Origin of the sequence: Vibrio sp. Y51_MX_L26 (genome assembly GCF_024181935.1) — a bacterium.
Taxonomy (GTDB): Bacteria; Pseudomonadota; Gammaproteobacteria; order Enterobacterales; family Vibrionaceae; genus Vibrio; species Vibrio diabolicus.
Map to the genome: position 1 here is coordinate 104272 of NZ_JAMZAS010000010.1, position 13635 is coordinate 117906.

General features: G+C 43.9%; 13 protein-coding genes. 2 read left to right on the forward strand and 11 right to left on the reverse strand.

Features of this window, described 5'->3' with window-relative positions; genetic code table 11:
* Positions 1–98: 98 nt before the first annotated feature.
* The 7 genes from NL645_RS18270 to NL645_RS18300 form a co-directional block, all read right to left on the reverse strand.
* Positions 99–1169 carry a glycosyltransferase family 4 protein gene (locus tag NL645_RS18270; protein ID WP_253652170.1) on the reverse strand — a complete coding sequence of 357 codons (1071 nt, stop codon included), beginning with the start codon at positions 1167–1169 and terminating at the stop codon, positions 99–101.
* On the reverse strand, positions 1144–2667 hold the full coding sequence (locus NL645_RS18275; RefSeq protein WP_253652171.1) for a sigma-54 dependent transcriptional regulator: 1524 nt from the start codon (positions 2665–2667) through the stop codon (positions 1144–1146). The genes NL645_RS18270 and NL645_RS18275 overlap by 26 nt, the downstream gene beginning before the upstream one ends.
* 276 nt (positions 2668–2943) lie before the next feature.
* Positions 2944–3324, reverse strand: a complete 381-nt coding sequence (locus NL645_RS18280) for an Hpt domain-containing protein (RefSeq protein ID WP_253652172.1) — start codon at positions 3322–3324, stop codon at positions 2944–2946.
* Between the two features lie 11 nt (positions 3325–3335).
* Positions 3336–4022: an AAA family ATPase gene (locus NL645_RS18285; RefSeq protein WP_053807396.1), complete on the reverse strand. Its 687-nt coding sequence runs from the start codon at positions 4020–4022 to the stop codon at positions 3336–3338.
* The gene (locus NL645_RS18290) at positions 4022–6124 is read right to left on the reverse strand and encodes an SLBB domain-containing protein (RefSeq protein WP_253652173.1); all 2103 of its coding nucleotides are present in this window, start codon (positions 6122–6124) and stop codon (positions 4022–4024) included. The genes NL645_RS18285 and NL645_RS18290 overlap by 1 nt, the downstream gene beginning before the upstream one ends.
* The gene (locus NL645_RS18295) at positions 6121–6987 is read right to left on the reverse strand and encodes an OmpA family protein (protein WP_253652174.1); all 867 of its coding nucleotides are present in this window, start codon (positions 6985–6987) and stop codon (positions 6121–6123) included. Before NL645_RS18295 ends, NL645_RS18290 begins: the two co-directional genes overlap by 4 nt.
* 26 nt (positions 6988–7013) lie before the next feature.
* Positions 7014–7334 carry an STAS domain-containing protein gene (locus NL645_RS18300; protein WP_005394270.1) on the reverse strand — a complete coding sequence of 107 codons (321 nt, stop codon included), beginning with the start codon at positions 7332–7334 and terminating at the stop codon, positions 7014–7016.
* A gap of 423 nt (positions 7335–7757) precedes the next feature.
* Here NL645_RS18300 and NL645_RS18305 point away from each other — a divergent pair, with 423 nt between their 5' ends.
* Entirely contained in the window at positions 7758–8603 is an 846-nt protein-coding gene (locus tag NL645_RS18305; RefSeq protein ID WP_104969470.1) for a DNA ligase, read from the forward strand.
* Positions 8604–8618: 15 nt separating this feature from the next.
* Here the strand turns inward: NL645_RS18305 and NL645_RS18310 are convergent, their stop codons facing one another.
* Together NL645_RS18310 and NL645_RS18315 are read right to left on the reverse strand one after the other, a co-directional pair.
* A complete protein-coding gene (locus NL645_RS18310) occupies positions 8619–9617 on the reverse strand; it encodes a DUF3080 domain-containing protein (RefSeq protein WP_237283901.1) in 999 nt (332 codons plus the stop codon).
* 133 nt (positions 9618–9750) lie between these two features.
* Positions 9751–11121 carry an MATE family efflux transporter gene (locus NL645_RS18315; protein WP_253652175.1) on the reverse strand — a complete coding sequence of 457 codons (1371 nt, stop codon included), beginning with the start codon at positions 11119–11121 and terminating at the stop codon, positions 9751–9753.
* Between the two features lie 394 nt (positions 11122–11515).
* Here NL645_RS18315 and NL645_RS18320 point away from each other — a divergent pair, with 394 nt between their 5' ends.
* Positions 11516–12127: a riboflavin synthase subunit alpha gene (locus tag NL645_RS18320; RefSeq protein WP_253652176.1), complete on the forward strand. Its 612-nt coding sequence runs from the start codon at positions 11516–11518 to the stop codon at positions 12125–12127.
* 75 nt (positions 12128–12202) lie between these two features.
* Here the strand turns inward: NL645_RS18320 and NL645_RS18325 are convergent, their stop codons facing one another.
* Positions 12203–12397, reverse strand: coding sequence for a CPXCG motif-containing cysteine-rich protein (locus NL645_RS18325; protein ID WP_005396219.1), 195 nt, complete (start codon positions 12395–12397; stop codon positions 12203–12205).
* 253 nt (positions 12398–12650) lie between these two features.
* Complete coding sequence (locus tag NL645_RS18330) at positions 12651–13517, reverse strand: fructosamine kinase family protein (protein ID WP_253652177.1); 867 nt, start codon at positions 13515–13517, stop codon at positions 12651–12653.
* Positions 13518–13635: the final 118 nt, after the last annotated feature.

The following is a 13635-nucleotide window of genomic DNA, read 5'->3' on the forward strand; positions in this document are numbered from 1 at the left end:
CAAAATATGCCATTAGTTTATGTGTTTGAATATTATTAGATATTTGTGCTTGGCCTTAAGGGGGTAAGCAATATTCTCATATTGAGAACCAATATGGCTTATTGCTCCGTTTCAATTTGATATTTTCGTAGCAATACAGGAATAACGCTTTGCGCCGAGAAATCATCAATAATGGTCTGCCGAGCGTTTTGACGAATGTGAGATTGCTGCACTTCATCAAGAGACATCCAATGTTTAAGGCATTGAGCGAGAGATGGGACGTCATCGACAATAAAGCCATTTTCGCCAGTTTGGATAATATCGGGCAAGCGACCCACGCGTAGGCTCATCACTACTATTCCTCTAGCCATTGCTTCAAGCGCCGCCATAGGCAGGCCTTCATAGCGAGAAGAAATTACCAGCACGCTAATGTTTTTCCAAACGGTCTCCATTTCAGTTTGATGACCGAAAAATATCACATTTGAAGGGGCAATGTGGGCGAGTGATTCTCTTTCGGGTCCATCACCGTAAACACTAAAATGCAGTGTTGGGCAGAGCTTTGCTACTTCGATAAATTGGTCGGCACCTTTTTCTTTGCTCAATCGGCCGACGAAAGCGATTTCTTGATAGTTGAGATTACGATCGGGAATCGAAACAAAGTTATTCAGCAGTTCCGAAGGGAAAATGACTTTACGCTGAATGCTTGGGCTGACGGAAAAGCAGTGGTTAGAGAGGTAGCCTGAACTTCTATCAAGCCAATCATAGAGCCACAGTTTGCCCGAGGATGATTCTCCTGCATGATAAGTTGAAATCAAGCGAGGAAATGTGCGCGTGAGTAGCTTGGCACAGCGCGCTAAGATTGACGCTTTGTAACCGTGGGAGTGAATGACCGATGGTTGGTGATTGGCGACCGCGCTTGTTAGGTGTTTGATCTTTAATGCCTTATGTGGCTCACCAGACAAATGGTTCAAGTAACTCACAGGGATGGTGGATTCTTCTGCTTTCTCTACAATCTGTGCTGGTGGCGAGTACTCAGTCGTTAAGACAACACGTGCTTTGTGCCCAAATGTCATTAATCCACGAGCAAGCTCTATGACGTGACTTTCGATACCGCCAAACAGGCGGCTATCAAGAAAAATCCAAATTTCACCAACGGCAAGTTTCTCAAGATTGTTCGAGATTAATTTCATCCGCTTCCCACGCTTGTTTTTTTCGGTAAACCGTAGATGGGCTTAGCTCCAGCATTACGGCGGCATTGAGTACGTTGCCATCACAGTATGCGATTGCGTTTTGAATCGCCTCACGCTCCACCTGCCACATAGGGCGAATGGTTCCATCAGAGTTAAAGTACGGCGAGGCAGCCGCTGATGATTGTATGTTAGGTTCCGGTGTCGGTATTGACGGTTCTCTAGCGGGGGCCGATTGTTCCTCAACATACACTGGTCGGGATGTTATTGTTGGAGGGGGTGCTGGCTCTTGAGTTACATGCGCGGGAGTGGATGTTCTCACCGTTTTAGACTTTCTAGTCAGTTGAGCGGGTAGGTGATTCAGCGTGACTTTTTCGTCATTATTAAGCACCACAATGTTACGTATGATGTTTTGCAATTGCCTTACATTACCCGGCCATTCGTAGTGCTTGATGATATGTTGAGCTTCGCTGTCGATTGTTGAGAATTTCTTTTTGTCCTGTTTAGCATAAGTGGTCAAAAAGTGCTTGGCTAACGTGACGATGTCACTTCCTCGCTCACGTAGGGGGGGCATATCGATAGGTATTACGTGTACGCGGTAATACAAATCTTCACGAAAACGACCTTCTTCCACTTCTGTTAATGGATCTCGGTTGGTGGCACAAATGATTCGGACATCCACCTTCATCTCTCGAGTGCCACCAAGCGGTGTGTAGGTTCCTGTTTGAAGAAAACGGAGCAACTTCTTTTGCATCTCAAGTTCCATTTCACACAGTTCATCGAGAAAAAGCGTCCCACCGTGAGCCAGCGTCGCAGCACCTTTTCGGTCTGTTGTGGCCCCGGTAAATGCGCCTTTAACATGGCCAAAAATCTCACTTTCCATTAAATCTCGTGGGATAGCCCCGCAGTTTATAGCAATAAAAGGTTTGTCTTTACGGTCGCTCTGACGGTGCACGGCTTCAGCACAGACTTCTTTACCTGTGCCGCTTTCACCCACAATAAAGACACTGGCAGATGTTGGAGCAACGGCATCAATGGTTTTATATACCGCCTGCATTGGGAGACTTGAACCGATAAATCCGTGATAGTTATGGCGATCAAACTTGGACTGAATGTTTTCTACTAAATCTTCCAGTTTGGCGCGTTTGAGGTGTAATGCAACAGAAGTTTTTAGGCGATCGGCGTTAATAGGTTTTTCTAAGAAATCTTCCGCACCTTTTTGAATTAGGTTAACGGCTAAGTCTACGCTGCCGTGCGCTGTAGCAATAATAACGGATGTCGGAATGTCATTCTGGTTGATCCAATCCAATACGTCTTCACCAGACATATCGGGCAGTTTCAAATCGAGAATGATGAGTTGAGGTTTGCTTCTTTCAATAAATTGAATGGCTTCGCGACCTGTTTCGACATGAAAAATGTCATAAGGTTCGTCTTTGACATACTGCTTATAAAGTATGGCTAGTGAAGTAGAGTCTTCTACCAGTAACACCCTTGGTCTCATAGTCCTATCCCAACGTAGTTCGTTTCACTTTTATGATTTTTGTCAGCACTATTATTTGTATTTGGCGTGATGAGCGAGTTATATGACTTAGTGCTCTCTAGTGCTGAATATTCTCAATTTGAGAAAAGCGTTATCTAAGTATTAGCACAAGGTGGGAAATTTGCGAAAAATCCATACTTTTTAATTGATTAAGTTAAATTGTAAATGTCTTAGATGATATCGGCATCGCACTTTAATAAGTGCGATGATTCATAAGATGATTTATCAATGAAACTGTTACTCGAATCCTTGATCTTTTCGCTTTTCTAGCGCGTCAAACGATTCATTTGCCAGCTGGGAAAGAGACTCACAGAGAGCCAATGCTTTTAGTGTTTTTCCTTCCACACAATATTTCTCAATCATTCTTGCTTGTCTGGAAAGCGTTCGGTTACCTAAAGCAAGGGCAGAGCTGCCGAGTGTATGAACTTCGAACTCTAATGTTTGGAGGTCTTTCGCGCTTAATGCTTGCTCTATTTTCTCCATGCGCTCTCGTGACTCTTCAATATAGTGTTCAATCAGCGTAGGGATGATTTCGGCGCACGTATCTTTGATCATTTGCTGGAGAATGTGTTCATCCACCAATTCTTGTTCGATAGTCGGTGTGTTATTTGCAGTCATATTGGCGCTCCCTATAACATAAACAGTTCACTTTTCTTAATTTGTTGAGATATCTTTTCTTTCCACTTTTTGGGTAAAAAGCGTAGCTTGGAAACTTGGCGGATCAACTCATCTTTCAGGCTAGGTGTATGCTTCATATTCAGCACAGAACCAATCAAATTCGCATCGCTAGCATCAAGTAGTTTTTTGGCTTGTTCGAGTTGGGTTGCCGTCGTAGAGCCATAATGTGCGACTAATAAGGTGGCATCACATACGCCCGCAATCACTTGAGGGGCAATATTGCTTCGGTTGACACTCAGAAGTGGAGATGTGTCTATCACGACTCGCTCGTACTGCGTTAACCACTCTGCAATATTGCGCTTCAGCATCGTCGGGTCTCGGTACGCCAATTGAGTGCTGGCGAGAGATGGAGCAGGGAGACCGACTAAGGTTTGATGCGTATTTTCTCTTGTGATCAGGTGGCCAACTTTTTCGGCATCATCAAACTCGTGAATGGTGCGATACGCGGGCTTGAACAGGTTAAGATCCACATACAAAGTATTGTGTCCAGCTAAAACCAGACGCTCTGCTAGAGATGAAGCAACGGAAGTGACGCCGTCTTCAGACTTACAACCCACAACACAAATCGTTTTGTGGCCTTTCTGTTCACTCTGAAGATAAATTTGCTCAATCTCAGCGTGAGTGGCAGGAATAGTCATTACAACGCTCCTATTAACACGATGGTTGTGGTGATTTGTAAAATATCTCTTAATCCGGCTCTTGCTTTTTCAGCAAAGCTTTCGTCTTTATGTGGAATGTAAATAGTGTCGCCTGCACGGATGACTGGTAAATCATAAATGTTAGCGGTTTTGCTAAAGTTCACCAAATCAAATGTTCGAGCTTGGCCCTGACAGCAAGACATGTTGACCACACTGATTTTTTCAAGATACGCATTGTTTGTCGGGCCTCCTGCTTCTGCCAGCAAGTCAAGTACCGTCATGTTGTCATTAAATACATAGCGCCCAGGGTCTCTTACTTCACCTAATACACGCACGGTGGATTCTTTGGAGCGATCCAACCAGTTTTTGTTTTTTTCCGGAATGTAAATGGTATCGCCGGGACGAACGTGGGGAAGAATAGACTCATCGCCCGTTTCAAAGTACATCGACAAATTCAATTTACTCACTTTGGCATAGCCTAGGCCACGGTGCGTCACACGAATATTGTGAATATCGGCATCCATTGTTGGTCCATCGGCGGCAGATAAAATATCCAGAAAGTGCATCTCTTCGGTAAAGCGATAGCGGCCTGGGGCATTGATTTGACCGAAAACATATATCGAGGCATCAGAGCTCTGGCTTACCCATTGCGATTTGTTGTCTGATGGATCGTCAGGTAATGCATGGACTCTTACGACCGTACCAGCAGCAACTCGGGGCAGATTCGATGTTGGTGAGCCATCTAAAATGTATTGATCTAAATCGAACTGTGTCATTTGACCATTATTGGCGACTTCAATTTTGGTGGTGTCAGCTCTACGTGTTGGGCCGCCAACATGCGCAAGCAGATCAATTAAATCCATTTCGTCTGACCATTCAATACGTCCCGGGCGGACGACTTCTCCCATCACAGCGACCGCTCGACTTGGCGCCACTTTTAGCCATGACTTCTCGTTGAAATCGGTTTTCTCAGGCACGAAAATCGCGTCTCCAGGTCCGACATTCGGTGGTCTAACCGAAGACAGCCCCTCGGTATGCGCGGTTAGGTCGAATTTGATGACCTTACCATCGGCTTTTATGACACGAATTTGGCGAGATTCTGCATAGCGAGTAGGCCCGCCTGCATTGGCGAGAATATCCATGAAGCTAGCGTCTTGCTTTCCCTCATACGCGCCAGGGTGGGCAACTTCACCCATGACATAAACCACATTTGCACCCGCTTTGATTTCTTCTTCCTGTTTTGGAACAAAGATGGTGGCACCCGGTAGGATTTCTGGTAGTAAGCTTTGATCACCCGTATCCAGATATTTTTTTAGATTAAACATGGTTGGGTTGTTATTTGTGATCACGCGAATTTGCTCAACACTGGCATATCGTGTTACGCCGCCAGCTCTCATCACGACATCAACGAGCGTGGTGTTCGGTTTGTAAGAGAATGAGCCGGGTGCATTCACTTCACCAAAGACTTTGATGGCACGAGCGGAGTCTGCGCTGTCGCCTGAATTCGCGAGTTTTGCTGCATCAAATTCTTGCTCAATATTTCCAACGAGTGGAGATGCTGGAACAAACAGTACGTCCAGTGATTCCAATTTCGGGAGCTGGCTATTGTCACCAGTATCAAGGAAACGTTTGTAGTCAAACTCGATGTTTTTTTCGTCGCGTTTAACGATCATTTTATCGAGCTGAGCACCAGCGCGAAGGCCGCCAGCTTCGTATACAAACATTTGAATGTTGGAACCTGAAGGTAAGGTATATTCCCCGGGTTTGACCACGTAGCCTTGGACTGACACTAATAACTGTTGTTGTTTGATAAAGACTCGAGCGTTGTTTACGTCACGATACACGGTTTTTAGCGTTTCGATAATCACGTCTTGGAGCTGTTGTTCATTATATCCAGCAACAAATACAGGGCCGACTTCCGGTAAGTTAATACGCCCACGGCGATCGACTTGAAACCCTTTATTTAAAGACGCTTCTCCAGGTAGGTTAATCTGAATTAAATCGCCAACCTTAACAGTATTGTTTCCATCTGCTGACGAAGTAGGTACCCAAGCAACCAAGCACAAAAGAACTAAGGTGATAAATGGTTTCATCGTGTTCATAGCGCACCTCCTACAGATAGATTGCGATTTACTGAGGTATCGCTATCTGAATTAGGGCTAATAACCTCGATGCTTACGCGGCGATTGGTTAAACGCACGGCAGGTGTTTCACCCTCGTAAAGCGGCAGGCTATCTCCCACAGATTTGGTGGTTACGCGTTCTGAAATGATGCCAAATACAGTCAGGTAACGCTTCACTTGTTCTGCACGCGCTTGAGCGAGTTTCTGGTTGTAATCTGGTGAGCCAGTGACATCGGCATGCCCAGTCACCACAAGAGTTAGGTTAGGGTGGTCACGTAAAATGTAGGCAGCTTCTGCCAAATGTCCCATGTACTTTGGATTAATTTCTGCTGAATCGACAGCAAATTGATTATCAATATTGAGGAGTGCATAAATTTCAGCGACGACGTTCAAATCGCTACGCAATGCTTCAATATCATCGGGTGGCGTACAAGTGGTTTGGCTTAATACATAGTCGAGTTGCTGTTCAAGTTGGTTTAAACGTCGACGTTGAATCACCAGATCGTTAGCAGCATCGAGTAGAAGTCCGCCTTCTAGCTCACGTGCGATTCTGTTTTGCTTCTCAAGCGCTTGCACTACTGCTGCAGGAAAGCACCAGCGTGCGCCTTCTTGAATCAACGCGTCTAGGTGTAGCTTGGTGAGTTGCCAATCAAACCTCAACCCATGCTCTGGACCTAACGGCTCATCGGGCATGACTGGGGAAAACTGATAATTTTCAATTGAGATATCTTGATAGTTTTCCGCCAAGCCTCCTTTTCCGTGGTCTGGGTAGTCAAACGACGAACAACCAAACATGCCGACAACAAGACCGCTTACTAGATATCGTCGTATAAGATTTACCATGCCAACCTCCGTTTAAACCGGTATTTTTAGTGTCCTTTTGAGTTAACGGGAATAGCATGGTTAATACGAAGCAAGCTCATGATTTCTAAAGGTTGGCCTGATACGTTTTCAATACTCATGCTTCTTTCACGTTCAACTAGACGCTTATATAAGTAAACAATGGCACCAATCCCTGAAGAATCAAGAAATTGGACGTGCTGTAGGTTAATTTCGACTTCTTTGTGATGATTGTCGTGAATTACTTCATCAATGTGATGTTGTGCTTGTCGACAGCCACTTGCGTCTAAGTCACCAAAAAACTCAATGGCTAATTTGTCTTGATTAATTTCTAGTTTGCGTAATTCCATGACTCTATCTCCGTTTGTTTTCTCTACTTGGATATAGAGCAGGTAACGTGCCAGATTTAAATGCGTATAAAATCAGATGGTTATGATTTTTTGGTGGTGTCATTCAAATTGAGAAGGAATAGGTTCTCAATTTGAGAATCAAAAACGCATAGACAAACGGCTTGTTCAGGAGAGATGTCGAATTAATATCGAGCGCTAAAGCAAGAGTCTCACCGAGATTAGATTGTGACTTGATTTGAGATTCACCCATCTTATTGTGAACAATGTGTAAATATTAAATGCAAAATCTGTCTAAAGTTTATGATTATCCTTGCAAATCATTACTTAAGTTGATTGTTCTGAGTCGAAGAATGACTAGTAACAAATAGGTCATCGAGAGGAGTTACGGTTCAATAAAGGCGCTTTTTTGTACAAGGTCTTCTTATGCCATTAAAAATGACATTAATCGCGCTGGCTGTTATGACAGCGTCTTCACAGCTTCAAGCTGATACTTCTCTCACGCCTCCAGTTTCTCTTGCGCAAAGCTATCAAGATGGTATCGATGTATCTGAATACTGGTATAGCGAAAAACTCGACGGCATTCGCGCCTATTGGACAGGACAACATCTCGTGACGAGAAATGGTAACCGAATCTACGCTCCAGATTGGTTTATAGATTCACTACCTGACTATCCGTTAGATGGTGAGCTATGGGCGGGACGAGGCAATTTTCATCTCGTACAACAAACGGTTTTGGATAAAACGCCTGTGGAGTCAGCTTGGCGAAACATTGATTTTATGATCTTTGATATGCCGTATTCTGCTGGTGATTACCGGAAGCGTTATTACAACATCAAAGACTTAGTGCTCGAAGTAGACCAACCTCATATCAAATATGTCGAACACCGAGCGATCCAAAATGAAGCTCACCTGTTTGCGCAATTGGATAAGATTTCAATATCCGATGGTGAAGGGGTGATGCTACGTAAGGTATCAAGCCGTTATCAAGCTGGACGTGGTAGTGATTTACTTAAACTGAAACGATACGCGGATGATGAAGCGCTAGTCGTGGGCTATAAGCCAGGCACGGGGCGTTTATTGGGTATGATGGGGGCGATGTTAGTTCGCTTACCAGATGGTACAGAGTTTTACATTGGTAGTGGGTTTACCGATGAAGTGCGTCGTCAGCCTCCGAAAATAGGTTCAACCATCACGTTCAGGTACAATGGTTTTACTCATAACGGTAAGCCACGTTTTGCCCGATTCTTGCGTGAGAGGCTGAAGGAATAGAACGCTCTGCACTTACTAGTTGCCAACGGTTACGCCGCACCGCTTGAAGAGACCCTGCCAAAACTGAACGTGGTTTAGGGTTTCTTGTCTAAAGGTTTTGTGTGCTTCTTTTATCCCATATTGATGACCATGAAGTTGCATACGCTTTTCTATCAAGGTGGCGCCATCATGAAGTTGCTGATAGGTACTGTCTAAATAGGCTAAGTAAGGTTGCACTTCTTCAACGTAAATAGATTGGAAGACATTTCTTAGGTAGCGGAACTGGGTGGTGTCTCGGTTTGGCCCGCACAATACATTATTCTGATGTTGTTCAAGTAACTGAGTCGTAGCTTTTAGCCAGTGAGAAGCGTTTATCATCGAATAGTAAAGCCGTCCGATTAAACGAGATTTCTCTAGCTCTTCTTGATACTGCACAATCTCAATATCGGGCAGACGTGAAATGGCGCGATGAGGCAAGCCGTACATTTCACTGAAAAGGCGATAGACGTCGTTAAGACGTGCAATATCATTCGTCGTTTCTTGAGATAGCCAATCCGACGCCGTTAGCTGCTTTTGCATTGCATCACTCGCGAGTAGCAAGTTGTCAAGATGAGTACCTAAATGTTGCCACTTAGTCGAATAAAGCTCTGTTAATGTGGTACGTTCTTCATCGCTGAGCTGAAATTCGGATAGACATCGATTCATGACTCGTAACAGTGAAGTTTGGTAATCAAAATCATGAAATGCATCCTGCACCTTACCAAGTTGCGAGTTTTTCTCGGCAAGTAGATTGAATAATCCACACTGGCGTAATTGGTAGCTTTCTAGTAAACCAATCGATAGCCTGGGAAGTGGCTCGAATAAGTCGCGTTTTGCAGGTATGGTCACCGTAGGTTGCGATTCGATTGGAAGAGTAGGAGCGTCCAACACATTGGCGACACGTTGGTGATACTTGTCAAACATTGCTCTTTCTGGGTTGAACCAGTTATCGCAACCGTTAAGAAACAAGACTAAAAACAATAAAATAGACCGCACAAATATCCTTTTTATAACTTCGTATTCGTCACCAAAAGAGCAGGCTGAACTGGCTCACAAGCTTGTTATAAGTATACTCAACAGCGTTATTATTCGATCAAAAAAGCCAGCGTGTGCTGGCTTTTTCTTATTATCACTGAACTGAAAAGTTCAATTGCACCTCTGGTTCTTGGCGGTGCATCCAGCGCATTCTTACCCCTAACATAAGTGCGGCAGAAGAAAGGCCGATGATAAAGCCTAGCCAGAAACCTTGCGCACCCATTGGCTCGACGATCCAGTCTGTGCGGCCAAGGACGTAACCCATTGGTAAACCAAGAATCCAGTAGGCGATAAAAGTACGGTTGAAGATGGCTCGCATATCTTTATAGCCACGCAGTGCACCTGCCGCGATTACCTGAACTGCGTCCGTACATTGATAAACAGCAGCAAATACGAGCAGTTGCATCGCTAGAGTGATGACCTCTGGGTTGCTAGTGTAAAGTTCGGCAATCCATTCACGAGATAATACGGTTAATATCGCTGTAAGAACAGATAAACCTAGACCAACCATTATGCCCACTCGTGAAGCAACGCGAGCGCCATCAACGTTTTCTTCGCCAAGTCGGTGTCCAACACGAATACTTACTGCCGCACCGATACTCATTGGAAGCATAAATACTAGCGACGAGAAGTTAATCGCAACCTGGTGCGCCGCAACGATGATTGGTCCTAGTGGTGAGACCAATAGTGCAACGACAGCAAATAGTGTTACTTCAAAAAACAGCGCTGCTGCAACAGGAAAGCCGAGCCTGAACAGACGAACTTGCGCTTTCCATTGTGGTCGATGCCATTCACCAAATAAGTTGATGCTTTTAAGTCGATCTGATGTCATTACATAAAGCAATAGTAGGGCAAACATAACCCAGTAAACAATCGTGGTTGCAACACCACAGCCAACACCGCCTAATTCAGGTGCGCCAAACTTGCCATACACGAAAATCCAGTTTAGTGGAATGTTGAGCAGTAAACCGATAAAGCCAATGACCATTGCTGGTTTCGTCAATGACATACCATCCGTAAAGCTTCTAAGCGTTTGAAAAAGCAAGAAAGCAGGCACTGCTAAGATAACAGCATGAATGTATCCCACTGTTTTTTCTGCCATCAACGTTTCAACATCCATAAATCCGAGAATAAATTGGGTTTGAAGCAGCACTGCAATAATCGGCACACTGATCAACAATGCCAAAACGACGCCTTGTTGAATTTCAAACGGGATTCTTACTCGACGACCAGAGCCATTTAACTGTGCGACAACAGGGACTAACGCCATTAACAAACCCACACCAAATAAAATGGATGGAAGCCAAATACTTGAAGCGACAGAAACCGCAGCCATGTCGGTGGCACTAACGCCTCCGGCCATAACGGTATCAACAAACCCCATACCAGTTTGAGCAACAGATGCGATCAATACCGGGGTCGCCAATTTGATGAGACTTGATGCTTCTTCTTTATAGCGATGCACGAAAAATACTCCAGAGCGGAACAATAAGTTGAAAGAATGAGAGCGCTCGAGGACAAAAGATGTGGTGAACTGATCTGATGGTTGATTTTAGTCACGATAAGGTGAAAAAATGCCTCGGAGAAACTCCGCGCAAATGATAAACAATTGTATGTTTATATTCCATAGTTAGGTTGCGAATAGTGGATAACACTAACTTAATGCTCGCTAATCTCAGGATACGCTAATACTGAGAGCTGTAATAAATCATGTTAATGTTAGAAGCATGTATGAGAACAAGGCTCCATTTTTCAATAGGTCGTTGCTCTATAATCTACAGGTTTTATCTCGATACACAGTGCTGTGCTTAAGGCTCTGTCATCGATTGCAGCTTGTATGAAATCAATAGGTAAAAAGAATGTTTACAGGAATAGTTCAGGGTACGGCGAAGGTCGTTAAAATTGATAAAAAAGAACGCTTTCAAACGCATGTTGTCGAGTTAAGCGAAGAGCTTTGTAAAGGATTAGAAATAGGTGCATCTGTCGCTCACAATGGCTGCTGCCTGACCGTGACCAAAATTAATGGCAACCTTATCAGCTTTGATTTAATGCAAGCGACATTGGCTCTCACCAACTTAGGCGAGCTAGTTGAAGGTGACAGCGTAAACATTGAGCGAGCTGCCAAGTTTGGTGATGAAATTGGCGGACACAGCATGTCTGGCCATATTAGTTTGATGTCTGATATTGTCGAGATCATCGATACGCCTAATAACCGCACTATTTGGTTCCAACTGCCGCAAGAATCAATGAAATATGTGTTAGCGAAAGGCTATATCGGCTTGGATGGTTGTTCTTTGACGATTGGTGAGGTTGAAGCGTGTCGTTTTTCAGTACATCTAATTCCAGAAACCTTGCAACGAACACTCTTTGGAGTAAGACAAGTAGGGGACCGCGTTAATATCGAGTTTGACCCTCAGACTCAGGCCATAGTTGATACTGTTGAGCGAGTTCTCGCAGCAAAACAGCTTTAGAATGATAAAAAGGAGCCAAGCGCTCCTTTTTAATTCAAGTGACTTTGTGTTTCCAACGCTTACATGCTCGAGTTGTTATTCGTAATTGTCATCGATAAACAGTTCGACTTTATCTTGCAGCTCATCTACTCGCATATTTAAGTGAATGGCATGGCAACAAGCTGGGCAATCATCATAGAACTCTTGGTCACCATTACTTGCATCTAGTGTAATGCCGATTGAATGTCCACAATGGGGGCATTTGACATGCCTTTCGGTATAATTTTTCATACAACAACTCCTAATATCGCAGGGCTTTTAAACACTCTATTCTTTAAGGAAGTACAGCCCTTCACTTACTTTGCCTACAAGGAAAATAGGCACAATCCAAAGTTAAGTCTCCTTTGATATTAGGTGGAGTTGTTGCTAATTGAGTCGAAATAAGTATAAAACTTGACCCCAAACTCAACCTTGAGCTTAGGGTCATTTTCTGTAGTGATGTGCCTCGAGGTTTTACATCTTGAAATATGCAGTGGCTTCCAAATTAATAAGAAATAATTTTATTAATAACTTGTTGAGCCTGCTCCAAGTAATGGCCGCCAAATAAATTGCAATGGTTGAGAACATGGTAAAGGTTATAGATATTTTTACGCTCTTGATAACCAGCAGAAATTGGCATAACAGATTCATAACCTTGATAAAATTCCGGCTGAAATCCACCAAAAAGCTCAGTCATCGCAATATCACACTCCCTGTCACCCCAGTAGCAGGCGGGGTCGTAACAGATAGGGCCACATGCCGTGAGAGCCGCATTCCCATTCCATAAATCGCCATGCAGCAAGGAAGGCTCTGGAGCATGGTTTGCTAGCAGTTGTTTTACGACATCTATAAAGTCGTCGATATCAACTAAAGTGACGCCTTTTTCTTTAAGGAGCTGTAATTGCCATCCTATGCGTTGTTCAGCAAAGAAGACACACCACTTTTTGTGCCACTTATTGGGTTGTAGAGTGGATCCGAGATAGTTATCCGTATCAAAACCAAATTCCTTTTGCTCGCCCCATTGATGAAGGTGAGCTAATTGCTGTCCTAATTTAAAGCTGTTTGGGCCATCTTCTAATGGCTTTGTTGGAAGGTAGTTAAGAATTAGGAATGAGGCATTTTTGGTTTTACCAACCAACACAACCTCTGGAACAAATAGGGTAGATGTCTCACGCAAAAGATGCAGACTTTCTGCCTCAACTTCAAACTTAGACAAAAACTCGCGATCGTTAATTTTCACGAAATAGCGCTGTTCGCCGTCATTGATCATGTAGCTTTCACTGATATCCCCACCAGACAGTCTTACTTTTTCCGTGATCTGGTACTCGAATAATAAAGTATCAGAAAGCTGTTGCGATATTGCTTGCCACATACAAAACCTCGCGAATCTATTTGACCACCAACAGTTTAGGATAAAAAGCAAGGTGTTGGCGCTACGTTGAGCATACTTCGTAAAGAAACCTTCCTCTCAGTGTAGTCAATTTGTATAA